Annotated in this window: 20 protein-coding genes; 12 read left to right on the plus strand and 8 right to left on the minus strand. The window is 72.4% G+C overall.

Features of this window, described 5'->3' with window-relative positions; all coding sequences use genetic code 11:
* Positions 1-102 precede the first annotated feature (102 nt).
* Both EJC51_RS06115 and EJC51_RS06120 read left to right on the plus strand, forming a co-directional pair.
* A complete protein-coding gene (locus EJC51_RS06115; protein ID WP_126270089.1) occupies positions 103-1,635 on the plus strand; it encodes an SDR family oxidoreductase in 1,533 nt (510 codons plus the stop codon).
* A gap of 37 nt (positions 1,636-1,672) precedes the next feature.
* Positions 1,673-3,046 (plus strand): cryptochrome/photolyase family protein, encoded by a 1,374-nt coding sequence (locus tag EJC51_RS06120; RefSeq protein ID WP_126270090.1) that lies wholly within the window; start codon positions 1,673-1,675, stop codon positions 3,044-3,046.
* A 12-nt stretch (positions 3,047-3,058) separates the two neighbouring features.
* On the opposite strand, the gene EJC51_RS06125 is transcribed toward EJC51_RS06120, so the two are convergent.
* Complete coding sequence (locus EJC51_RS06125) at positions 3,059-4,057, minus strand: MerR family transcriptional regulator (RefSeq protein ID WP_126270091.1); 999 nt, start codon at positions 4,055-4,057, stop codon at positions 3,059-3,061.
* Between the two features lie 117 nt (positions 4,058-4,174).
* On the opposite strand from EJC51_RS06125, the gene EJC51_RS06130 reads away from it, so the two are divergent.
* Complete coding sequence (locus EJC51_RS06130; RefSeq protein ID WP_126270092.1) at positions 4,175-4,780, plus strand: sigma-70 family RNA polymerase sigma factor; 606 nt, start codon at positions 4,175-4,177, stop codon at positions 4,778-4,780.
* Positions 4,781-5,002: 222 nt separating this feature from the next.
* On the plus strand, positions 5,003-5,443 hold the full coding sequence (locus tag EJC51_RS06135) for an SPW repeat protein (protein ID WP_126270093.1): 441 nt from the start codon (positions 5,003-5,005) through the stop codon (positions 5,441-5,443).
* A gap of 87 nt (positions 5,444-5,530) precedes the next feature.
* Here EJC51_RS06135 and EJC51_RS06140 read toward each other — a convergent pair whose 3' ends face one another.
* Together EJC51_RS06140 and EJC51_RS06145 are read right to left on the minus strand one after the other, a co-directional pair.
* Positions 5,531-6,298: an ArsR/SmtB family transcription factor gene (locus EJC51_RS06140; protein WP_126276835.1), complete on the minus strand. Its 768-nt coding sequence runs from the start codon at positions 6,296-6,298 to the stop codon at positions 5,531-5,533.
* 71 nt (positions 6,299-6,369) lie between these two features.
* Positions 6,370-7,098, minus strand: a complete 729-nt coding sequence (locus EJC51_RS06145) for a phosphotransferase (protein ID WP_126276836.1) — start codon at positions 7,096-7,098, stop codon at positions 6,370-6,372.
* A 55-nt stretch (positions 7,099-7,153) separates the two neighbouring features.
* Between EJC51_RS06145 and EJC51_RS06150 the strand changes: the two genes are divergently transcribed.
* The gene (locus EJC51_RS06150; protein WP_126270094.1) at positions 7,154-7,699 is read left to right on the plus strand and encodes an ATP-binding protein; all 546 of its coding nucleotides are present in this window, start codon (positions 7,154-7,156) and stop codon (positions 7,697-7,699) included.
* Here the strand turns inward: EJC51_RS06150 and EJC51_RS06155 are convergent.
* Positions 7,692-9,140: a M6 family metallopeptidase gene (locus EJC51_RS06155; protein ID WP_126270095.1), complete on the minus strand. Its 1,449-nt coding sequence runs from the start codon at positions 9,138-9,140 to the stop codon at positions 7,692-7,694. The two genes, EJC51_RS06150 and EJC51_RS06155, sit on opposite strands and share 8 nt — an antisense overlap.
* A gap of 275 nt (positions 9,141-9,415) precedes the next feature.
* On the opposite strand from EJC51_RS06155, the gene EJC51_RS06160 reads away from it, so the two are divergent.
* Both EJC51_RS06160 and EJC51_RS06165 read left to right on the plus strand, forming a co-directional pair.
* A complete protein-coding gene (locus tag EJC51_RS06160; RefSeq protein ID WP_126270096.1) occupies positions 9,416-9,679 on the plus strand; it encodes a GlsB/YeaQ/YmgE family stress response membrane protein in 264 nt (87 codons plus the stop codon).
* Positions 9,680-9,775: 96 nt separating this feature from the next.
* Entirely contained in the window at positions 9,776-10,648 is an 873-nt protein-coding gene (locus tag EJC51_RS06165) for a GNAT family N-acetyltransferase (protein ID WP_126270097.1), read from the plus strand.
* 37 nt (positions 10,649-10,685) lie between these two features.
* Here EJC51_RS06165 and EJC51_RS06170 read toward each other — a convergent pair whose 3' ends face one another.
* The gene (locus EJC51_RS06170; RefSeq protein WP_126270098.1) at positions 10,686-11,624 is read right to left on the minus strand and encodes an NAD-dependent epimerase/dehydratase family protein; all 939 of its coding nucleotides are present in this window, start codon (positions 11,622-11,624) and stop codon (positions 10,686-10,688) included.
* 56 nt (positions 11,625-11,680) lie between these two features.
* On the minus strand, positions 11,681-12,457 hold the full coding sequence (locus tag EJC51_RS06175; protein WP_126270099.1) for a GNAT family N-acetyltransferase: 777 nt from the start codon (positions 12,455-12,457) through the stop codon (positions 11,681-11,683).
* A gap of 100 nt (positions 12,458-12,557) precedes the next feature.
* On the opposite strand from EJC51_RS06175, the gene EJC51_RS06180 reads away from it, so the two are divergent.
* The 3 genes from EJC51_RS06180 (at position 12,558) to EJC51_RS06190 (ending at position 18,218) form a co-directional block, all read left to right on the plus strand.
* A complete protein-coding gene (locus EJC51_RS06180; RefSeq protein ID WP_126270100.1) occupies positions 12,558-13,037 on the plus strand; it encodes a nucleoside deaminase in 480 nt (159 codons plus the stop codon).
* 130 nt (positions 13,038-13,167) lie between these two features.
* The gene (locus EJC51_RS06185; RefSeq protein ID WP_126276837.1) at positions 13,168-17,451 is read left to right on the plus strand and encodes an aminotransferase class I/II-fold pyridoxal phosphate-dependent enzyme; all 4,284 of its coding nucleotides are present in this window, start codon (positions 13,168-13,170) and stop codon (positions 17,449-17,451) included.
* Between the two features lie 32 nt (positions 17,452-17,483).
* Positions 17,484-18,218, plus strand: coding sequence for a class I SAM-dependent methyltransferase (locus tag EJC51_RS06190; protein WP_126270101.1), 735 nt, complete (start codon positions 17,484-17,486; stop codon positions 18,216-18,218).
* A 153-nt stretch (positions 18,219-18,371) separates the two neighbouring features.
* On the opposite strand, the gene EJC51_RS06195 is transcribed toward EJC51_RS06190, so the two are convergent.
* Positions 18,372-18,995 (minus strand): chaplin, encoded by a 624-nt coding sequence (locus EJC51_RS06195; RefSeq protein ID WP_244362520.1) that lies wholly within the window; start codon positions 18,993-18,995, stop codon positions 18,372-18,374.
* Between the two features lie 296 nt (positions 18,996-19,291).
* Here EJC51_RS06195 and EJC51_RS06200 point away from each other — a divergent pair, with 296 nt between their 5' ends.
* Positions 19,292-20,887 (plus strand): alpha/beta hydrolase, encoded by a 1,596-nt coding sequence (locus EJC51_RS06200; RefSeq protein WP_126270103.1) that lies wholly within the window; start codon positions 19,292-19,294, stop codon positions 20,885-20,887.
* Between the two features lie 94 nt (positions 20,888-20,981).
* Here the strand turns inward: EJC51_RS06200 and EJC51_RS49135 are convergent, their stop codons facing one another.
* Positions 20,982-21,410 carry a MarR family winged helix-turn-helix transcriptional regulator gene (locus EJC51_RS49135; protein ID WP_126270104.1) on the minus strand — a complete coding sequence of 143 codons (429 nt, stop codon included), beginning with the start codon at positions 21,408-21,410 and terminating at the stop codon, positions 20,982-20,984.
* A gap of 76 nt (positions 21,411-21,486) precedes the next feature.
* On the opposite strand from EJC51_RS49135, the gene EJC51_RS06210 reads away from it, so the two are divergent.
* Positions 21,487-21,921 carry a PaaI family thioesterase gene (locus EJC51_RS06210; protein ID WP_244362522.1) on the plus strand — a complete coding sequence of 145 codons (435 nt, stop codon included), beginning with the start codon at positions 21,487-21,489 and terminating at the stop codon, positions 21,919-21,921.
* Position 21,922: the final 1 nt, after the last annotated feature.

The raw sequence follows: 21,922 nt of genomic DNA on the forward strand, positions 1-21,922 counted from the left end.
GGGAACGCCGCGGACAGTCCATCTGCGGAAGAGACCGCATCCGATACGGCCCCAGACGTGGAAGTGATCACTGGGGGACGTGACACGAAGGGTCTGCGGCAGATGAACGACGAACACACCGGAGCGCCGCCGCGCTGTCTGGTGACCGGCGCGACGGGCTACATCGGCGGCCGGCTCGTGCCCGAGCTGCTGGCCGCCGGGTACCGGGTGCGCTGCCTGGCCAGGTCCCCCGGCAAACTCCGCGACCAGCCGTGGTCGGGTGACGTGGAGGTCGTACGCGGGGACGTGCTGGACGCCGACGCGGTCGCCGGAGCGCTGCGCGGCACCGACGTCGCCTACTACCTGGTGCACGCGCTGGGCACCGGCGACACCTTCGAGGAGACCGACCGACGGGCCGCCCGGATCTTCGGCGAGCAGGCCCGTGCCGCGGGCGTGCGTCGCATCGTCTACCTGGGCGGGCTCACCCCCGCGGACGTGCCCGAGCGGGAACTGTCGCCGCATCTGCGGTCCCGGGCCGAGGTGGGCCGCATCCTGTTGTCCTGCGGGGTGCCCACCACCGTGCTGCGGGCCGCGGTCGTCATCGGCTCGGGCTCGGCCTCCTTCGAGATGCTGCGCCACCTCACCGAACGCCTGCCGGTGATGGTGACCCCGAGCTGGGTGCGCACCCGCATCCAGCCGGTGGCGGTGCGCGATGTGCTGCGGGTCCTGGTGGGCAGCGCCCGGATGCCGTCCGACGTGAGCCGCGCCTTCGACATCGGCGGGCCGGACGTGCTGACGTACCGGGAGATGATGATCAGGTACGCGGCGGTCGCGGAGCTTCCGCGCCGGCTCATCGTGTCCGTGCCGATGCTCAGCCCCGGCCTGTCCAGTCACTGGGTCGGTCTGGTGACGCCCGTGCCGGCGTCCATCGCGCGTCCGCTGACGGAGTCCCTGCGGCACGAGGTCGTCTGCCAGGAGCACGACATCGCCCGGTACGTGGCGGATCCGCCGGGCCACCCGATCGGCTTCGACGAAGCCGTCCGGCTGGCCCTGCGCCGGGTCCGCGACGCGCAGGTGGCGACCCGCTGGTCCTCGGCGTCCGTTCCGGGCGCCCCCAGCGACCCGCTGCCCACCGACCCCGACTGGGCGGGCGGCAGCCTCTACACCGACGTACGGGAGATCGACGTCGACGCCCCGCCCGCCGCCCTGTGGCGGGTCATCGAGGGGATCGGCGGGGAGAACGGCTGGTACTCCTTCCCGCTCGCCTGGGCGCTGCGCGGCCGGCTGGACCGTCTCGTCGGCGGGGTCGGGCTGCGTCGGGGGCGGCGGGACGCGGCCCGGCTCCGGGTCGGCGACTCGCTGGACTTCTGGCGGGTCGAGGAGGTCGAACCGGGGCGGCTGCTGCGGCTGCGCGCCGAGATGCGACTGCCGGGTCCGGCCTGGCTGGAGATGTACGCCCGGACCGACGACAGCGGCCGCACCCGCTACCGCCAGCGCGCCCTGTTCCACCCCCGCGGCCTGCTCGGACACCTCTACTGGTGGAGCGTCTCCCCGTTCCACGCCCTCGTCTTCGGCGGCATGGCCCGCAACATCGCCCGCGCCGCGGCCCGGGCGTCGGCCGAACCCGCGCACCGCCCCGCCCCCACCCGCCGCTGACCCCGTCGCCCGTCCCCCCTCACCCGGAGCCCGCGCAATGCACGTCTCGATCGTCCTGTTCACCTCGGACCTCCGCCTCCACGACCACCCGCCGCTGCGGGCCGCGCACGAGGCGCGTCAGGTGGTGCCGCTGTTCGTGCGCGACCGGGGTGTGACGGACGCCGGGTTCGCCGCCCCGAACCGGCTGGCCTTCCTCGCCGACTGTCTGCGGGACCTCGACGCGGGCCTGCGCGAGCGGGGCGGCCGCCTGGTGGTCCGCAGCGGTGACGTCGTCGAGGAGGTCTGCAGGGTGGCCACGGAGACGGACGCCGACGAGGTGCACATGGCGGCCGACTTCAGCGCCTACGCGCAGCGACGTGAACAGCGGCTCCGGCGGGCCCTGGAGGCGGACGGCCGCCGCCTGCACGTCCACGACACGGTGACCTCGGCGGTCGCCCCGGGCGCGCTGGCCCCGGCCGCCTCCGACCACTTCGCCGTCTTCACCCCGTACTTCCGGCACTGGAGCGGCGTACGGCTGCGGGAGCCGATGGCCGCGCCGCGCACGATCCGGGTCCCGGACGGGGTCGGCTCGGAGGATCCGCCCTCGCGCGCCGGGCTGTCGGGGGTCTCGGCGGGCCTGGCCGCCGGCGGTGAGGCGGCGGGCCGGGCGCGGATGACGTCCTGGCTGCGCGACGGCGTCGGCGCGTACGAGGACCGCCACGACGACCTGGCCGGCGACGCCACCTCCCGCTTCTCACCGCATCTGCACTTCGGCACGCTCTCCCCGGTCGAACTGGCCCACCGGGCGCGCAAGTCCGGCGGACCGGGCGCCGAGGCCTTCGTACGGCAGCTCGCCTGGCGGGACTTCCACCGGCAGGTGCTCGCCGCCCGCCCGGCCGCCGCCCTCACCGACTACCGCACGAAGCACGACCGTTGGCGGTCCGGACGTAGGGCCGGCGAGGACATCGAGGCCTGGAAGGAGGGGCGCACCGGCTACCCGGTGGTCGACGCGGCGATGCGCCAGCTGCGTCACGAGGGCTGGATGCACAACCGCGGCCGCCTCCTGACCGCGAGCTTCCTCACCAAGACGCTGTACGTCGACTGGCGCGAGGGCGCCCGGTACTTCCTGGAGCTCCTGGTCGACGGCGACATCGCCAACAACCAGCTCAACTGGCAGTGGATGGCGGGCACCGGCACCGACTCGCGACCGAACCGGGTCCTCAACCCGGTCACGCAGGCCAAGCGGTACGACCCCGAGGGCGCGTACGTACGGCGCTGGGTGCCCGAACTGGCGGAGCTGGACGCCCCGTCGGTGCACGAGCCGTGGAAGCTGCGCGGCCTGGACCGGGCCGCCCTCGGTGACTACCCGGACCCGATCGTCGACCTCTCCGACGGTCTCGCCCGCTTCAAGCGGTCCCGCGGACTCGACTGACCGAGGTCTCCGTCAGGCGCCGGTCGCGGCGGCGGACAGCAGCTCGACCGCGTCCTTGAGGGCCGCCGGCCACGGCATCTCGCGCGCCGCCGCGCCCGACCAGCCGGGCCCGCCGACGACCACCACGGGCTGCCGGCGGGCGCCCCGCACACCCCAGCGGGTGGCGGCGACGTGACGGGCTAGCGGCAGGTTCGCGGTGGAACGCGCCTGCGCCCACAGGAACACGGCGGACGGCCCGAGTCGCCGCACCGCGGTGGTGAGCGCCTCCCCCGGCACCGCCGCGCCGAACATCCTTGTGGGCAGGCCGAGTTCACCGAGCGCGGCGTTGAGCGCTTCGAGGGGCAGGGTGTGCTGTTCGCCGGGCACACAGGCCAGGACGACGGGGCCGGCCGCCGTCTGCGGGACCGTGGGGGTGCGGCGGCGCAGCGCGGTGGAGACATGCCAGGACAGCAGGTGTTCGACCTCGACGTAACGGTCGCCGGAGGACGCCCACTTGCGCCCCACCGCGTGCAGGGTGGGCATCATCACCTCGTGCCAGGCGGCGACGACGCCGTACTGCTCCACGGCCGCGGCGAGCAGCTCCTCGACTGCCGGGGCGTCGAGCCGGACGGCGGCGCGGGCCAGCCCTCGGCACTCCTGGCGCACGTCCCCGAGCGGCAGCGTGCCGGCCGCCCGGGAGCGCGGCGACTCGCGCGCGGGCACCTCGGCGGCCGGGCCGGGCGCACCGGTGCCGGACCGGGCGGCGCGGGCCGCCTCGGCGGGCGGCACCCCGGACGAGGTCAGCCGGCACATCGTCTCCAGGACCTCGATGTCCCGCGGGCTCCAGCGCCGATGCCGTCCCTCGTCCCGTACCGCGGGCCCGATGCCGTAGCGGCGGTCCCAGGAGCGCAGCGTGGTCGGCGACACGCCCAGCCGCCGGGCGACGGCGCCGGTGGTGAGCGGGACGTCGGCGGTCCGGGAGGCCTGCTCGGCCCTCTCCGCGGGAGTTCCGTGCTCGGGCGGCTCACTCATGGCGCGAATATACGACGCAGAACCGATGCAAGTTGATGACCTTGGTCGACGGCTCCCACCATGGGCGAACCGGGCCGAGTCCCGGTGAGGCGTTCCGATCAGTGAGGAGCCGTCGCCATGACCGAGCAGCCGATCACCGCCCCCGCGTCCCGATGGGCGACCGGGGAAGCGGCCCTCGCCGACGAGGAGGTCGCCCGGGGGCTGGTGGCGGGCGACGAGGCGTGCTTGGCGGAGGCCTACCGTCGCTGGTCCGGGCTGGTGCACACGCTGGCGCGAAGGTCTCTGGGGGACGCCGAGGAGGCCGCGGACGTGACCCAGCAGGTGTTCCTCGGGGTGTGGCGCGGGCGCGGGGGTTTCCGCCCCGAGCGCGGGGCGATCGGCGGCTGGATCGTCGGCATCGCCAGGCGCAGGATCGCCGACGCGCTGTCCGCCCGTACGCGCCGTACGGAGCTCGTGGCGGCCGTGGGCTCGGCGTACGGGCCGGCCGCCCCCGCCGCCGGGCACGCCGAGGCGGTCCTGGACCGGGTCGTCGTGCAGCACGGGCTGGCCAGGCTGCCGGCGGCCCAGCAGCGCGTGCTGCGGCTGGCCTTCTACGCGGACCTCACCCAGACCCAGATCGCCGACCGCACCGGCTGGCCGCTCGGCACCGTGAAGAGCCATGCCCGGCGCGGGCTGCGTCAGCTGCGGGGGTTCCTGGAGCCGGACCCGCATCCGGAACCCTGACAGCGGCCGAAGTAGAAGGCGAGGCGCGGTGTGCGCACCGGCGCCCGCTCCGTGACGGCCTCCGGGGAGAGTCGGCGCTCCCCGGGGGCCGTCGCCTCACCCTCGGCGGGACGCAACGGACATCTACACATAAAAGAAAAATAAGAGCAGAATGTACGCAGGCGGCGCTTACCGCACACCGCAGCAGACGCGGTCAGCCTGCGAGTCAGAAGGAGACGAGTCATGGCCAACGTCTCGCCCACCCGGGGTGACATGACCAGTCACCCCGATGTTTCCGAAATGCGGGCACGGTACGCCCGTATGCTCGGCGGTCGCGATGTGGCGCTCGTGGACGGACCGGTGTTCCTGCTCGGTCTGTACTGCGCCGTGTCCCCCTGGATACTCCACTACACGACGAGCCAGCCCGCCCTCGTGACGCACAACCTCATCGTCGGCATCGCGATCGGCCTGCTGGCCCTCGGGTTCACCCAGACCCCGGAGCGCATGTACGGGTTGAGCTGGGCGTTCTGCGCGGTCGGCGTCTGGATGATCGTCGCCCCGTGGGTCGTCGGCGACAGCCCGGACACCGGGGTCGCGCTCAACAACATCATCATCGGCGGCCTCGCCGTGATCCTCGGGCTGTTGTGCACCAGCGCGGCGGCGAAGAGCGCCACCAGGACGTGACAGCAGGGGGCACCCGACCCCGAACGTTCGGAAAGGACAGGACTCCGGCCGGTCCGCGCCCCGCGGACCGGCCGTTTCACGCGCGGCTCAGCCGTTGGGCATCAGCCACGGCTCCTCGGGCAGCGGACTGCCGGTCTCCAGAAGGGACTTGAGGTTGGACAGCACCGCCGGCCAGCCCTGGGACACGTCACTGAGCGCACCGTCGTCGGGCAGGTCCTCGTGGGTCACCGTGAGCCGGACGATGCCGCCGTGCGGCTGGATGTCGAAGGTGACCCGGGAGTACTTGTCGTCCTGCCCCTCGTCCTCGGGCGCGGCCCAGCTGGTGACGAGGCGGTGGGGGCGGTCGCTCTCCACGACGGTACCGACGACGTCGGCGATGCCGGAGCCGTCCGTACGGACGTGTTCCCAGCGGGAGCCCTGCTGCCAGTCGGAGACGTTGCCGTGGCCCCAGTAGGCCGCGGTCAGGTCCGCGTCGGTGAGCGCGTCCCAGACCTTCTCGGGGGTGCTCCGGATGTAGGTGACGTACACGAACGTGGGCTTGTCGGTCATGGCTTCCTCGGCTCGTCGCTTCACGGCACCGAGCGCGCTCAGGCGCGGGCGCTCGAACTTGTCGATCCACCGCTCCTGGATCTCGTGGAGCGGGACCGGGTTGAGGTAGTGCAGCTTCTCCCGCCCCCGCCGCACCGTGCTGACCAGGTTGGCGGCCTCCAGGACGGACAGGTGCTGAGTCACGGACTGCCGCGTCATGGCGATGCGCTCGCACAGCTCTCCGAGCGTCTGACCGTTCTCCTCGTGCAGCCGGTCCAGCAACCGCCTGCGCGTCTCGTCGGCCAGCGCCTTGAAGACCTGGTCCAACCCCGGGTCGCTCTCTGATCGCACACTCAACGTTATGCAGGTAATCACCTGCATGTCAACGCCGACCGCCGTCAGCGCAGTCGCGCGTCCAGTTCCCGCCGGTGCCGGGCGGTCCACTCGTACGCGGCCCGCACCTCATCCACAGCCCCGCGCTCGCACAGCGCCACCAGGGCCGGCTCACCCCGTTCCGCCCCGGCCTCGATGCCTCGCCGGCACCGGTCCTGCCACCACAGGACCGTCTCGACCAGCCCGGCCCCGCCGGTCGGTCCGTAGGCGTCACGGACGAGCCGCATGCCGCGCGCCGCCTCCGCCACGTCCGTCACGCCGGGCCCGAGGTCCAGGTACTGCCAGCAGAGATGCGCCACGTCGTGCACGCGTTCGCCGGGGGCGGCGAGGTCCCAGTCGACGAAGGCCAGCGGCCGCCATCCGGTGCCGTCGACCGCGTAGACGGTGTTCTTGGGCGCGAGGTCGTTGTGGCAGACGACGTCCTGGTCGCCCGCCAACGGTGTGCCGTGGGTGAGGTCGTGGAACTCCCGGACGAGCCGGGCGACACGGACGAGCGTCTCGTCACGGCGAGCAGCGGCCCGCTCCTCCGGGCTCACGGCCGCGCGCCCCTCCAGATATGCGAGCACCTCCCGGCCCTGCTCGTCCGTCCCCAGAAGCCGGGGAGCACCCTCCCAGCCCCGTTCCGCGAAGAGCGCCAGCAGCTCGCGGACGTACTCCGATCCGGCCGACGGGACGCGGCGCACGGTCGATCCGATCCGTACGGCCCCACTGACGGCTCCGCCCTCCAGCGGCATCTCCTCCACGGAAAAGAAGTATCCGGCCCTGGAGGCCGGCTGGCACGCTCAGCCCATGGACCACTCCGAGGTACTGCTCATCGGCGGCCGGGCCGGGGTCGGGAAGACGACCGTGGGCTGGGAGGTCTCCGCGCGACTGCGGGGCGCCGAGGTCGCGCACGCCGTGCTCGACGGGGACTTCATGGGAGCGGTGCATCCCGCGCCCGCCGGCGATCCGCACCGGGCGCTCGTCGCCGAGCGCAACATCACTGCCGTGTGGGCCACTTACGCCGGACTCGGGTACCGGAGGCTCGTCTACACGAACACCGTGTCCGTGCTGGCGGAGGCGACCGGCATGTGGCGGCGGGTCATGGGCGACGACGTGCGGATCGTACGGATTCTGCTCACCGCCACCGACGAGACGGCCCGGCAGCGGCTCACCGGGCGGGAGTTGGGGTCCGAGTTGGAGCGGGAGCTGCTCGGCAGCGCGCGCAAGGCGCGGATGCTGGACGAGCGTGCGCCCGCCGGCACCCTGCGGGTGGTGACCGACGGGCGCACGGTGATCGACATCGCGGCCGAGGTGGTGGCCGCGACCGGATGGGCCGCGGCGAGGGTCAGCTGACGTTGAGGGCCGTGTCGTCGAGGACGAACGAGGTCTGGAGCGTGGAGCCCTCCGTGCCGGTGAACTTGAGTGTCACGGTCTGGCCGGCGTAGCCCGCCAGGCTGAAGCTGCGCTGGGTGTAGCCGCTCGCGGCGTTGAGGTTGGAGTAGGTGGCCAGGGTGCCGAGGACCGTGCCGGAGCTGTTGAGCACCTGCACCTTGAGGGTGTCGTAGGCGGTGCTGGTGCTGGTCTCGGCGGTGTCGACGTGCAGATAGAAACTGAACGTGGCGGTGGTGCAGGCCGACGGGATGGTCACCGCCTGCGACAGCGTGTCGGTGCGCGCGGAGCCGTAGCCGTCGAGCCAGGCGTAGTAGGAACCCGAACGGGCGGACTGGCTGCCGGAGTTCGTGATGACGCCGCTGCTGGCGCTCCAGGTGCTGCTGCCCGACTCGAAGCCGTTGTTGCCCAGCAGCTGGGCCGCGGTGCAGGTGCTACCACCGCCGCCCCCACCCCCGCTGCCGCTCGCGCCGGCCAGCCACTCGGTGGCGTTGAGCGCGAGGGCGGCGTTGGTGGCGCCGGAGTCGTTCCAGCCGTCGTAGAGCGTGTTGCCGGACTGGCCCGTGTCGTCGTCGATGGGCGAGCTGTCGCCCCAGAACGCGACGCGGCCGCTGCCGAACGTGCTGGTGGCGAAGAAGGCCCCGGTGTTGCCGGAGTAACCGGTGCGGTAGAGAAGGCCCTTGACGGAGGAGTTGTCGGCGGGCTTGAGGGTGGCCGTCGTACCGCTGGCGATCAGGCTCTTGGTGACGGTGCCGAACGAGCCGTGCAGCACCGGGTTGGTGCTGTCGCTGATCGCGCTCGGGTAGTCGGAGCTGATGCTCAGCGAGTCGATGGAGAAGCCGAACGGGTCGGTGGAGTCGACGCTGTTGTTGGTCATCAGGTCGTTGAGGATCTCGACCGCGTCCTCGCCGTCGTTGTTGCGGTCGGCGCCGGTGTGGTCGGAGATCATGAACAGGCCGCCGCCGTTCTTCACGAAGTTCATGATCGCCGTCTTCTCGGCGGTCGTGAACAGCGTGTTGGGCTCCGGCAGCACCAGCGTGTCGAAGTTCGCCAGGTCCTGGGCGCCGGAACCGCCGTAGGTGAGGCTGGAACCGGAGGGCAGTGTCTTCAGGCTGTAGTTGCCGGTCTTCTGGAGCGCGACGCCCCAGGAGGAGAGGGCGCCGGTCCAGTCGGTCTCGGCCGACGGGGAGGAGTCCTCGCCCAGGGGGTCGGGCTGGCTGGTGGAGATGATCCAGTCGGCGTTGCCGGCCGTCTCGGCGTGGGCGTTGTCGAACAGGATGCGGTGCGGGGTGGCCGCGGCGGCCGGGGTGGCCGTGGACGTCTCGACGGCGGCGCCCGTGACGAGCAGACCTAGGGCCGCGAGGGCGGTGGTGAGTCTGTGGCGGGATCTGGGGAGCTGGGGCATCCGGCGTACCTCCGAGTGGGGTTGGGGCGGGAGCGGGTGCGGGCCGGGCTACACGCGTAGACCTGGGGCAGATCTGCGCGCGTAGAACTTCGGTCGAAGGAATCCCTGACCGTTGATTTGAAAGGTACATGGCAGCCAGAGCACTGAACAGACGCCACTTCCCACACCAGGTCAACGTTTGACCCCACGTTGGCCGTTGGTTGAAACGGCACGGACTGTTACCGGTTTCCGGGGGCATGTGAACGGGTGCGGGGGTCTGGAGAGGAGGGGCTGGGATGGAGATCTCGGGGATCATCAGTGCCATCGTCATCGGCATCGTCATCGGCGTGCTGGGCCGGCTCGTGGTACCGGGTCGGCAGCGCATCGGCATCCTGCTGACCATCGTCGTCGGCATCGTCGCCGCGCTGCTCGGCTCGGCGATCGCGGCGGGGCTCGACGTGGCCGACACCAAGGGCGTGGACTGGGTCGAGTGGCTGATCCAGATCGGCCTCGCCGCGGTGGGTGTCGCGGCGCTGGACCGGTCGAGGGTGCGGCGCTGAGCGCAGGAGACGGGTCGATAACCCGTTGCGTACGGAGTCGGGCGGCGGCTAGCTTCGGCGGGCTCGCCGCCCGAACCCGACCGTGACGGAGCCCCGTTGACCCTGCGCATCACGCCCCTGGCCGACCCCGAACCCGGCACGTCGAGCCGCAGGCTTGCCTGGCTCGCCTCGGGCACCGACGGAGCACCGGTCGGGTCCGCCTTCCTCCGGCTGTTCACCAAGGAGGGCCAGGAGCATCTCGCCGAACTGGAGATCGCCGTGCACACCGGCGAGCGGCGACACGGAGTCGGCACCCGGCTGCTGGACGCCGCCGTGACCGCGGCCCGGACCGAGGGGCGGCGGTCGGTCATCGCACAGGCCGAACAGGGCTCCCCCGCCGACGAGTTCCTCGCCGCGCGGGGTTTCCGCCGGGTGCTGTCGCTGACGTACGCGCGGCTCGCGCTGAAGGACGTCGACCTCACCGCGCTCGCCGAACAGGACAAGCCCGGTTACGAGTTGACCGAGTGGGACGGCACGGTTCCCGCCGAACTGGCCCGGTCCTACGCCGATGCGCGGCGCGCCATGGACGACATGCCGATGGAGGGCACCGACTACGGCACGGTCGTGTGGGACGTCGAGCGCGTGGTCGCGGCCGCCGAGGCGGTCGCGCGGCGCGGGGAGCTGCTGCACACCGTCGCCGCGGTCGACAGGGGGGACGGGTCGATCGTCGGCTTCTCGGAACTGGTGGTGCCCGGTGACGGACTCGGCGACGGCCAGCACTACGGCACGGCCGTCCTGCCGGAACACCGCGGCCGGGGCCTGGCCCGCTGGATGAAGGCGACGTCGATCCGCCGGGCCCGCGAGCGGCACCCGGACCTCGCCGGGCTCCTCACCGACACCGCGGACAGCAACGCGCCGATGCTCGCGGTCAACGCGGCCCTCGGCTACGTACCCACGCACAAGGCGGTGGAGTACCAGCTGGACCTCTGAAAGGCTCTCCCTCCTGGAAGGGGAGGGATCTCCTGGCTCAGGCCGCCGCCCGCAACGCCGCCAGACCCTCCCGAGCCGACGGGTACACCGGCGTCCAGCCCAGCTCCCGCTCCGCCTTCGCGAGGGACACCCGCAAGGTCGACGCCATGATCGCGTGGGCGTACGACATCGGACGCATCATCCACAGCGGCACGGGCAGCGGCTTCGGGAGCCCGAACTCCTCCGCCACGGCGAGGAGATGGGCGCGGAACCCGAGGGGTGTGCGGTCGGCGATGTTGTAGGCCTGGCCGGGGCGGCCGTGCTCGACGGCGGCGACCATCGCGCGGGCCGCGTCGGTCAGCTCGACCCAGGGGACGACGTGGCCGTGGTCGGCGGGGGCGGGCAGTTGCCGCCTGCGCAGCATGGGCAGGAGGTTCTCGGTGCCGCCGGGGCCGTAGAACGCGCCGTAGCGCAGGGCCACGCCTTCCAGACCGGGGGCCTCGAAGGTCAGCCGCTCCTTGGTGCGCATCCCGGCGAGGTGCCGTTCGAACTCCGGGTTCGTGCCGCGCGGGCCGAAGGCGTCGTCCTCGGCGAGCTCCCGGTCGCCGTGGTCGCCGTAGCCGTATCCGAAGACCATCGACTCCGCGACGAAGCGGCGGGCGCCGGTCGCGTGCGCCGCCTCGATCAGATGGGCGGTGCCCTCGATGCGCAGCGCGTCGGTGGCGTACATGTCGCGGTGGCGCAGGGGCGGCTTGCTCAGGGCCGTCACGGCGTGGATCACCGTGTCGAAGTGGTGACCGTCGACGGCGCGGAGCACGGCGTCGCGGTCCATGAGGTCGGCCCGCACGCCGTTGTCCCGGCCGCGGCCGAGGCCCGTGACCTTGTGCCCGGCCTCGGTCAGAGCGCGCGTGATGTGCCGGCCGAGGACGCCACTGGCACCCGCGAGCAGGATGCTCTGGCTCTGGTTGTTGCTGGGTTCGCTCCGGTTCGTCGTCATGACTCTGCGACGGATCGGGCGGGCACCGGCGTGACATCCCGTCCGCGTGCGCTACGTCACGGTGTGTACAGGTACGGCGTCGTCGTGGTCAGTGGTTCGAAGCCGAGGCGTTCCAGGATGGGGCGGCTGGTGCTCATGGCGTCGACCTGGAGGTAGCGGTAACCGCGTTCGGCGGCCTCGCGGGCCCGCAGGGCCACCAGGGCGCGGTAGATGCCGCGACCACGCCAGGCCTCGACGGTTCCGCCGCCCCAGAGGCCGGCGAACCGGGTGCCGGGGACCAGCTCCATCCGGGCCGCGCTGACCGGGGTGTCCCCGTCCAGGGCGAGGACGGCGACCACGGTGTCGGGCTCGGCGGTGAGCTGGGCCAGCAGCTGGTGGCGCAGCCGGGTGCTGTCGGTGCCGAAGGCCGCCTCGTGCACGTCGGCCACGAGGTCGACACCGGCCTGGTCGGTGACGGGCAGGACGCGGATGCCCTCGGGCGGCTCGGCGTCCAGGGTGAGGTCGTTGACCTCACCGATCATCAGGGTCTCCTCGGGCTGCGGAGTGAACCCCGCCGACCGGAGCCGCTGTCCGAGGTCCACGGGCAGGTCGTGGCCGTAGAGCTTCCACTCGAACTCGTGACCGAGCCCGGAGTAGTACGCGATCTGCTCGGCGATCGCGGCGTCCGCGCTGCCGGCGTCCAGGTCGGACCACACCACGCCGTTCCAGCCCTGCGCGGTGGAGACCTGCCGGACCACCTTCCCCGTCCGTTCGATCCGGGACTCCGGACTGTCCGGCTGCGCGCCCTCGCGCATGTCCCGGTCGTACAGGGCGAGCACCGCGTCATGATCCATGGGTTCACTCCAGCACCAGGAGGCACCCGGGGCAACACCTTTACGGGCCATGATGTCCGGGAACATTCCGCAGCCGCCGGGTCGAGGAGGGCCGTACGCCATGGTCGTGAAGGACGAGGAGCTGCCGTATCTGCGCCGCTGTGTGGAGCTGGCCGCCGAGGCGCTGGAGGCCGGGGACGAGCCGTTCGGCTCGGTCCTGGTGGGCGGGGACGGCGCGGTGCTCGCCGAGGACCACAACCGGGTCGCTTCGGGGGACCGCACCCGGCACCCCGAGTTCGAACTGGCGCGCTGGTCCGCGGCCCGCCTGACCCCCGAGGAGCGCGCGGCGGCGACCGTGTACACCTCCGGCGAGCACTGCCCGATGTGCGCCGCCGCGCATGCCTGGGTGGGTCTCGGCCGCATCGTGTACGCGGCCTCCTCCGAGCAACTGGTCGAGTGGCTCGGCCAGTTGGGCGTGCCCGCGGCTCCGGTGCGCGCCCTGCCGGTGCGGGAGGTGGCGCCGGACGTGGTGGTGGACGGGCCGGTGCCGGAGCTCACGGAGCAGGTGCACGCGCTGCACCGCCGCTTCCACGAGCGCTGAGGCCCGTGGGGCTCGGGATGCAGCCGTCCGGGTGGGGTGCCTACGATCGGTAAGGATCCCGGACCAGGTAGGACGGCCCGGTCTCCGCCACAGGGGGAGGCGCTTGCCCTTGCTGCCGGCACATCGGCTGATGGCGGCCTACATCGCGGCGGTCGCCGTCGCCACCCTCGTCTATCTGACGGTTCCCAGCGCGCGTACGCCGTTGTGGGCCGTCATCGGACTCTCCGGTGTCGCCGCCGTACTCACCGGTAGCCGGCTGCACCGCCCCGCGCACCGCTGGCCCTGGTGGGTGCTCGCCGCCGGGCTGCTGACCTTCACCGCGGGCGACACGTACTACAACGTGATGGAGGACTACTTCGGCGCCTCCAACCCGTTCCCCTCCCCCGCGGACGCCTGCTACCTCGCCACCTACCCGCTCTTCGCGATCGGCCTGTCCGGCCTGGTCCGCTACCGGTGGTCGGGCCACGACCTGCCGAGCCTGCTCGACGCGCTCATCCTCACCAGCGGTCTCGCGCTGCCGGTGTGGGTGTACCTGGTGCAGCCGCTGACCGAGGTGGAGGGGCAGACCTGGCAGCAGCGGGCCATCAGCATCGCCTACCCGCTCGGTGACGTGCTGGTCCTCGCCCTGCTGGCCCGGCTGCTCACCCCCAGCCCGGTGGACGGCCACAACCGGTCGGTGCAGCTGCTGTTCGTCGGCACCGCGACACTGCTGGGCTTCGACATCGCGTACGGCATCCTCCAGCTGAACTCCATGTGGGAGACCGGCACCCTGCTGGACACCGGGTGGATCGTCTTCTACACGGCGTGGGGACTGGCCGCCCTGCATCCGTCGATGGTGGCGCTGACCGCGGCCGTACCGCAGAAGGTGTCGCTGCTCCCCCGGCCGCGCCGGCTGCTCCTGCTGGCCGCCGCGACCCTCATCGCGCCCGCCGTCCTGCTCCACGAGGGGCTCACCGGCTCACCCCACCACGCCGCCGTGATCGCCGGCTTCTCCAGTGTGCTGTTCCTGCTGGTCATCCTGCGGCTGGCGGGCATCGTCGTGGTCCACCGCAAGGCGGTGGCGCGGGAGCTGGCACTGCGCCGGGCGGGGGCCTCGCTGGTCTCGGCGGTACGGCTGGAGGAGGTCGCCCGGTCCTGCGAGACGGCCGTCGACACCCTGCTCGGCCCCACGGTGCGCCACCGCACCCGGCTGCTGCTCGCCGAGCGGGCCGCGGCGTTCACCCCCGACGGCAGCCGCATGATGTCCCGCGCCGAGATCGACGGCGTCCTCGCCGCCGGCTTCGGGGGGCTGCCCGCCGTCCTCGCCTGCCCGATGACACCGCCCGACCGGCCCGCGGCACAGATCCCGGGGGTGCTGCTGGTCGGCGGCCCGCCCCAGCCGCTGCACGAGACGCGGGCCTCCCTGGAGATCCTCGCCTCCCACGCGGGCCTGGCCGTCGAGCGCGTCGCGCTGCGCCAGGAGATCGTCCGCCGCGAGAACGAGGCCTACTTCCGTACGCTCGTGCGGAACACCTCCGACGTCATCCTGATCGTCGAGGACGACAACACCGTCCGCTACGCCAGCCCGTCCGCGGCCTCCGTCTTCGGCCACACGAACCTCGTCGGGGCCTCCCTGCCCGACCTGGTCGACCCGCGCGACCGCAACCGGGCGGCCCGGCAGCTCGACGCCGTACGGGAGAGCGGGCCACGGGCCACCCACGACCACTGGTGGGTGCGGCACCGGGACGGCCGGGTCGAGGTGGAGGTGCGGTGCAGCGACTTCCGCGACGAGCGCACGGTCGCCGGACTCGTGGTCACCCTGCGCGACGTGACCGAGCAGCGGCGCCTGGAGCACGAGCTGACCCAGCGGGCCTTCCACGACTCCCTGACCGGCCTGCCCAACCGGACCCTGCTGCTGGAGCGCATCGAGCGGGCCCTGCTGCGCGGCCGCCGCGAGTCCTCCCTGACCTGCCTGCTCTTCATCGACCTGGACGACTTCAAGCTGGTCAACGACACCCTCGGGCACTCGGCGGGCGACCATCTGCTGATGGCCGTCGGCAGCCGGCTGTCCAAGGCGCTGCGGCGCACCGACACGGCGGCCCGGCTCGGCGGCGACGAGTTCGCGGTGCTGATGGAGGACGCGCGCGAGCCGCTGGACGCGGAGCTGCTGGCGGCACAGGTGATCCAGACGCTGACCCGGCCGTTCGTGCTCGGCGAGGAGTCGGTGACCGTCTCCGCGAGCGTCGGGGTGGCCACGGCCCGGGACAGCACCGACGCGGAGGAACTGCTGGGCCACGCCGACCTGGCGCTGTACGCGGCGAAGGCGGCCGGCAAGCGGCAGTGGCGGCGCTTCCAGCCACTGCTGCACAGCCGCATGGTCGAGCGGCACGACCTCCAGAGCCGGCTCGCCCAGGCGGTCGCCGGAAAGGAGTTCGCGCTGCGCTACCAGCCCGTCGTGGACATCACCGCGGGCGAGGTGGTCGGCTTCGAGGCGCTGGTGCGCTGGCCGTCCCCGCGCCGCCGGCCGGTGTCGCCGGAGCAGTTCATCTCGCTGGCCGAGGAGACCGGACACATCGCGGTGCTGGGCTCCTGGGTGCTGGAGAACGCGGTCCAGGACATCGCGGGCCTGCAACGGCTGCCGCGGCCGGGCGAGCCGCCATACGTCAGCGTCAACGTCTCCGCCCGGCAGTTCCGCGACGCCGGTTTCGTCGACCAGGTCGGCGAGGCGCTCAGGACGCCCGGGCTGGCGCCGGGGTCACTCCAACTGGAGCTCACCGAGACGCTGTTGCTGCGTCACGACATCCAGATCCAGGGAGTGCTCCAGGCGCTCAAGGAGCTGGGCGTGCACATCGCCGTGGACGACTTCGGCACCGGCTTCTCCTCGCTGCGCTATCTGCGGGACTTCCCGATCGACGTGCTGAAGATCGACAAGACGTTCATCGACGACATCACACGCGACCCGCAGCAGGTCGCGCTCGTCGAGGGCATCGTGCGCATCGCCGACACGCTCGGGATGCAGGTGATCGCCGAGGGGATCGAGGAGCCCGGGCAGCGGGACCTGCTGGCGGGGATGGGGTGCCGGTTCGGGCAGGGCTATCTGTTCGCCCGGCCGATGACGGTGCAGCAGAGCGAACGGGTACTGCGGGAGCCGGAAGGCGTCCGGAGCGCGACCGCCGGCAACGGGGCGCCCGCCGCCGGGAAGACGCCGGTGCGGGGTGAACGGGCGGTGCGCTGGGCCGACCTGGAGCATCTGCGGCGTACCAGCCTGATGAGCGACGCGGTCCTCGACGAGGTGCGGGGCCGGCACATCCGCAGCCGCGGCCACTGGCTGATCGACTTCGCGTCCTGCAACTACCTCGGCTTCGACTGGGACCCGGAGATCGCCGCCCGCATCGAGCCCATGGTGCGCCGATGGGGCACCCACCCGAGCTGGTCGCGGCTCATCGGCAGCCCGCGGCCTTACCCCGAGATCGAGGAGCGGCTGGCCGAACTCCTGGGCGCCCCCGACACGTTGCTGCTGCCGACGCTCACCCTCATCCACTCCTCCGTCATCCCGGTGCTCGCCGAGGGCGGCCATGTCCTCGTCGAGGCGGCCGCGCACCGGACCGTGTACGACGGGTGCGTCGCCGCCCGCGGCCAGGGCGCCACCCTGCGCCGCTTCCACGCCGAACGTCCCGAGGAACTGGACGCGTTGCTCGCCGCGGTGCCCGGCAGCGGCCCCCGCCTGGTGTGCCTCGACGGCGTCAACAGCATGAGCGGCAACGTGCCCGACCTGCCCGCGCTGGCGGCCGTGTGCCGCAGCCGGGGCGCGACGCTCTACGTGGACGACGCGCACGGCTTCGGGGTGCTCGGCGAGCGCGGCCCCGACGAGAGCTGCCCGTACGGTTCGCGCGGCAACGGCGTGCTGCGGCACACCGGGGAGACGTACGACGGGATCGTCCTCACCGCCGGTTTCTCCAAGGCGTACTCCTCGCTGCTGGCCTTCCTCGCGCTGCCGACCGGGCTCAAGGAGCGGCTCAAGACGGCCGCGGCCCCCTATCTGTACTCGGGACCGTCGCCGACCGCGTCCCTCGCGACCGTGCTGGCCGGTCTGGACGTCAACGAGCGTCGCGGTGACGTCATACGGGCCGAGCTGTACCGCAAGACGGTCCGGGTGCTCGACCATCTCGACGACCTGGAGGTGCTGACCCTCAACAGGGACCGGCTGCCCATCGTGGAGATCCCGCTGGCGGACCCGTCCGACCTCGACGCGGTCGCCGCGTTCCTGTGGGAGGAGGGCATCTACGTGACCCTCGCCGCCTATCCCCTCGTCCCCCGTGACCGGGTCGGTTTCCGCGTCCAGATCACGGCGCTCAACTCCGACGAGGACATCGAGCGGCTCACGGCGACGCTGTCGCGGCTGGCCGCCAGGTTCCGGCTGCGGTCGAAGGGGTGAGTGTCGGTGACGGCCCAAGAGGTGAGTGGGTGATGACGACGCACAACGACGACGTGGACTGGGACCGTTGGCCGGTCGCGGACTACCTCGCGGAGAACTACCGCGAGCTGCACCCCTCGGACGCCGCCGTCATCGCCCACCACTCGGCCTTCTACCGCCGCTTCGCACCGGGCGAGATCGCGCGGTCGGTGGAGTTCGGCGCGGGACCCAATCTCTACCCGCTGATCCTCGCGTCGGCCGCCAGCCGCCGCATCGAGGCCGTCGAGGCGGGCGCCGGCAACATCGCCTACCTGGAGCGGCAGATCCTGTGCGGGCCGGAGGCGAGCTGGCTGCCCTTCCACGCGTTGTGCCGACGCCTCAACCCCGACCTGCCCGCCACGCTGGCCAGGTCGCTCGCGCCCGTGCACGTGGTCCACCAGGACGTCCGCGCCCTCGAACGGGGCGGATACGGGCTGGCGTCGATGCACTTCGTCGCGGAGGGGGCCACCGAGGACCGTGAGGAGTTCGCGGACTTCTGCCGCGCGTTCGTGCGGTGCGTCGCGCCGGGCGGGAGTCTGGTGGCGGCGTTCATGGAGAACTTGCCGACGTACCGGATCGGGCCGGCGTCGCGGTGGCCGGGCTGCCCCGTGGACCCGGCGACCGTGAGGGCCGTATTCGCTCCGCTGACCGTCGAATTGACGGTCCATCACATCGATTCCGATCCGACGCTGCCGGACTACGGGGACTCGGGGATGGTGCTCCTGACGGCTACCGTGGCGGCTCGGTGAGCACCGCGGAGGCCCCACCAACGGCTGTCGCAGCACCTCGGTGAGCACCGCGGAGGCCCCACCAACGGCTGTCGCAGCACCTCGGTGAGCGCGGCGGAGGCCCCGCCGGTCGCCATTCCGGCAGGGTCTTCCGTCGTCCTCGCGGGAAGGGGGTCAGCGCTCCGCCCCGGGGCGGAACCGCCGGTACAGCGCCGCTCCGCCGAGCAGCAGCGCGGCACTGCCCGCCGCGGCCGGGAGCGTGAGATCGGTGCCGGTGTGGGCGAGGGAGGCCACGGGCTGCCGGGGCGCGGGCACGGTGGCCTTGGGGCCCGGGTGCGCCTTGGGCGGCACGGACGGCTTCGGGGCCGGGTGCCGCGGGGTCTCGCCGGGTGCGTCGCCGGGGGTGTTGACGGACTCGTTGCCGGTGGCCGGGTTGCCGACGCCGACCACGTTCACGCTGTTGCCCGTGATGTTCACGGGCAGGTGGACGGGGAGCTGGACGCCGTTGCCGGAGATCACGCCGGGCGAGTCCTGCTCGTCGCCCTGGGCCGTGGCGCCCGCGGGTGCCCCGGAGGCCGCCCCGCTCTCGTCGGCGCAGCTGTTGCCCGCGGCCGGGTTCAGGAGCCCCACCACGTTCACGGTGTTGCCGCACACGTCGACCGGTACGTGCACCGGCAGCTGGATCGTGTTGCCGGAGATCACCCCGGGCGAATCGGCCGCGGCACCGTCCGCCGAGGAATCGGCGTACGCCGGCATCGACACAGCCATGGCGCCGGACACCGCGGCGACGGCGATCACACCGTTTCGGGTAACCCGTTTCATAGGTTCCCTGCCTTCCAGACTTGGTCACGGGCAGTCGCCCGCACCGGATAGAACGCGGGTGAACCAATCCGAGTTATGGCTTATCGGCCTTTCACCCCATCGAGCGGCACGGTTGTCGAACTAGCAGTAAAACCGTCGAATGCGTACGGAGCGGCGCAGGATAAGGCACTTCATATGATCCCGCCCGCCCGGAGGCGCCCCTTCCGGACGCCGCCTATCGTGAGCGTGGGTGCCGTTCTCCCGGTCCGCGACGGGCGCCCTTGGAGGCATCGATGCTGGCCAAGCTGTCTGGGCGGCCCCTGCTCCGGCACTGCGCGGTCACCGGGGCGGTCGGACTGGCGCTGCTGGGCGCGGGGCTGCCGACGGTGACCACGGACAAGGACAAGGACGAGCCGGACCTGTCGCGGTTCTACGACCAGAAGGTCACGTGGTCCAGGTGCAAGGGCCTGGACGCGCCCAAGGACCTTCAGTGCGGCAAGGTCACCGTCCCCCTCGACTACTCCCGGCCCAAGGCGGGCACGCTCGAACTGGCCCTGGCCCGATACCGGGCGACCGGCGATTCCCGGGGTTCGCTGCTGCTGAACTTCGGCGGTCCGGGCGGCGCCGGCGTCAGCGAACTGGCCGCCGGTGGCGACGAGTTCATGGGCCTGACCAAGGGCTACGACGTGGTGTCCTTCGATCCGCGCGGCGTCGGCCGGTCCTCGCCGGTCAGTTGCGGGGACGGCACCGACGAGGCGCTGGCGGCGACGGACGACGGTTCCGAGGTGAGCGACGATCCGCGGTCCGTGCTCACGCAGTTGAAGAGGGCCGCCGCCGCGTGCGCCGAGCACTCCGGCCCCGTCCTGCCCCACATAGGCACCGTCGACGCGGCTCGCGACCTCGACGTGATGCGCCAGGCACTCGGCGACAAGAAGCTCAACTACCTCGGTTTCTCCTACGGAACCCGGCTCGGCGCGGTGTACGCGGCCCAGTTCCCGGGGAAGGTGGGGCGGTTGGTCCTCGACGGCGTCGACACCCTGACCGAGCCCATGACGGAGCAGGCCCTGGTGGGCGCCGAAGGGCAGCAGAAGGCGCTGGACGACTTCATCGACTGGTGCGCCGAGGACATCGCCTGTCCGTTCGGCCAGGACCCGCGCAGCGCCCGGGACCAGGTGGTACGGCTGATCGACTCCCTGGACGAGGACCCGGTGCCGACCGACTGGGGCGGCACCTTCTCCGGCCAGGACCTCGTGGGCGCCATCTCCCAGGCCCTCTACAGCAGGGAGCTGTGGCCGTCCCTGGAGCGGGCCGTCGCCCAGCTCGTCGAGGACGGCGACACGCGTGGCGTCCTGAGCTTCACGGGCGGCGGCTACGCGCTGCCGCGCCGGGCGGCCGGCGACGACGGCGACGGCGGGCTCGCCGACGAGGAGGACGTCCCGCTGGACAACCTGCCGGCCGCGCTGATGGCGATCAACTGCGCGGACGACCCGGACCGCCCCGGGGCCGACGAGATCACCCGGAACCTCGGCCGGCTGCGCGCCGAGTACGAGGAGGTCTCCCCCGTCTTCGGCCGCTACCGCCTGACCGAGGTCCTGATGTGCTACGGCCGCCCCAAGGGCACCGACTACATCCGCGAGGACGTCCGGGACGTCGACAGCCCGAAGATGCTGCTTGTCGGCACCCGCGGCGACCCGGCGACGCCGTACCGCTGGACGGTGGAGACCGCGAAGCGGCTGGGCGACGCGGCCGTGGTGCTCGACAACAAGGGCGACGGCCACACCGGGTACGGCTCCTCGAAGTGCGTGCAGCGCAAGGTCGACACCTTCCTGCTGTACGGCTCCCTGCCGCCCAGCGGCAGCTCCTGCGGCTCGGAGGAGGACGACCGGTGAGCGCCTTCACCGTCCTCGGGTGAACCCGTCCGCCGCGGGGCCGCTGCTCGCGCTCGGACTGGCGGACGGTGGACCCGCCGGCTTCGCGCGCGGGTCACGCCTCCCAGTACGCCAACCGTCGCAGCGCCTGGGCGGCCTGGCCGAAGCCGTCGTCGCCGAGCACGGCACGCAGCTCCGCGTTGAAGCGGTCGATCTCCGGCTGCGCGGCGGTCAGCGCCCGCTCACCCGCCTCGGTCAGCTCCAGGACCACGGCCCGGTGTTCAGTCGGGTGCGCCGACTTCGCGACGAGCCCCGCCGCGGTGAGCCGGGCGACGAGCGCGGTGACCGCCGACTCGCGCAGGCCGAGCGTGCGGGCGAGCTGCTGCTGGGTCTGCCGGGGCTCGTCGCGCACCGCGAACAGCGCGCCGATCTGGGCCGTGGTCACCCCCGCGGCGGCCACGCAGCGCCGGTCGGCGCTCGTCCGCAGACGGTGGGCCGCCCGCTGGAGCAGGAAGTAGAGGCGCAGGTCGGGCTCGGCGGACATGGGCCGATGTTGACAGAGGACACTGGCTCGCGCCACCCTCACTTCACTGATGAAGTGAGATGACGGGGTGAGCGGCGTGAGCGACACGATGGATCTGGAGCTGGCCCGGAAGGTCCTCGGAGAGCAGCCCTTCAGCAGACTGCTGGGCGCCCGGGTGACGGCCTTCGGGGACGGTGAGGCCACCCTGGAACTGGACATCCGAGAGGAGCTGCTCCAGCAGTACGGCTTCGTCCACGGCGGGGTGCTCGCCTACGCGGCCGACAACACCCTCACACTCGCCGCGGCGACCGTCGCGGGGCCGGGCCTGATCACGTCCGGGTTCACCGTCGACTATCTGCGTCCGGCGACCGGCACGGTCCTGCGGGCGCACGGCCGGGTGGTGCGGGCCGGCCGCACCCGGGTGGTGACCCGCTGCGACGTCGTCACGGTCGACGACACCGGCGCGGAGAGCCTGTGCGCGGTCGCGCAGGGCAACATCGCCCTGCTCCAGGGACCGGTAGGGAAAGGCTAGT

The organism is Streptomyces aquilus, assembly GCF_003955715.1.
GTDB classification, from domain to species: Bacteria; Actinomycetota; Actinomycetes; order Streptomycetales; family Streptomycetaceae; genus Streptomyces; species Streptomyces aquilus.

Bases quoted from the DNA above. Each gene is read 5' to 3' on its own strand.
- EJC51_RS06115 (WP_126270089.1), top strand. From the start codon at position 103: ATGAACGACGAACACACCGGAGCGCCGCCGCGCTGTCTGGTGACCGGC.
- EJC51_RS06120 (WP_126270090.1), top strand. From the start codon at position 1,673: ATGCACGTCTCGATCGTCCTGTTCACCTCGGACCTCCGCCTCCACGAC.
- EJC51_RS06125 (WP_126270091.1), bottom strand. From the start codon at position 4,057: ATGAGTGAGCCGCCCGAGCACGGAACTCCCGCGGAGAGGGCCGAGCAG.
- EJC51_RS06130 (WP_126270092.1), top strand. From the start codon at position 4,175: ATGACCGAGCAGCCGATCACCGCCCCCGCGTCCCGATGGGCGACCGGG.
- EJC51_RS06135 (WP_126270093.1), top strand. From the start codon at position 5,003: ATGGCCAACGTCTCGCCCACCCGGGGTGACATGACCAGTCACCCCGAT.
- EJC51_RS06145 (WP_126276836.1), bottom strand. From the start codon at position 7,098: ATGCCGCTGGAGGGCGGAGCCGTCAGTGGGGCCGTACGGATCGGATCG.
- EJC51_RS06150 (WP_126270094.1), top strand. From the start codon at position 7,154: ATGGACCACTCCGAGGTACTGCTCATCGGCGGCCGGGCCGGGGTCGGG.
- EJC51_RS06155 (WP_126270095.1), bottom strand. From the start codon at position 9,140: ATGCCCCAGCTCCCCAGATCCCGCCACAGACTCACCACCGCCCTCGCG.
- EJC51_RS06160 (WP_126270096.1), top strand. From the start codon at position 9,416: ATGGAGATCTCGGGGATCATCAGTGCCATCGTCATCGGCATCGTCATC.
- EJC51_RS06170 (WP_126270098.1), bottom strand. From the start codon at position 11,624: ATGACGACGAACCGGAGCGAACCCAGCAACAACCAGAGCCAGAGCATC.
- EJC51_RS06175 (WP_126270099.1), bottom strand. From the start codon at position 12,457: ATGGATCATGACGCGGTGCTCGCCCTGTACGACCGGGACATGCGCGAG.
- EJC51_RS06180 (WP_126270100.1), top strand. From the start codon at position 12,558: ATGGTCGTGAAGGACGAGGAGCTGCCGTATCTGCGCCGCTGTGTGGAG.
- EJC51_RS06185 (WP_126276837.1), top strand. From the start codon at position 13,168: ATGGCGGCCTACATCGCGGCGGTCGCCGTCGCCACCCTCGTCTATCTG.
- EJC51_RS06190 (WP_126270101.1), top strand. From the start codon at position 17,484: ATGACGACGCACAACGACGACGTGGACTGGGACCGTTGGCCGGTCGCG.
- EJC51_RS06200 (WP_126270103.1), top strand. From the start codon at position 19,292: ATGCTGGCCAAGCTGTCTGGGCGGCCCCTGCTCCGGCACTGCGCGGTC.
- EJC51_RS49135 (WP_126270104.1), bottom strand. From the start codon at position 21,410: ATGTCCGCCGAGCCCGACCTGCGCCTCTACTTCCTGCTCCAGCGGGCG.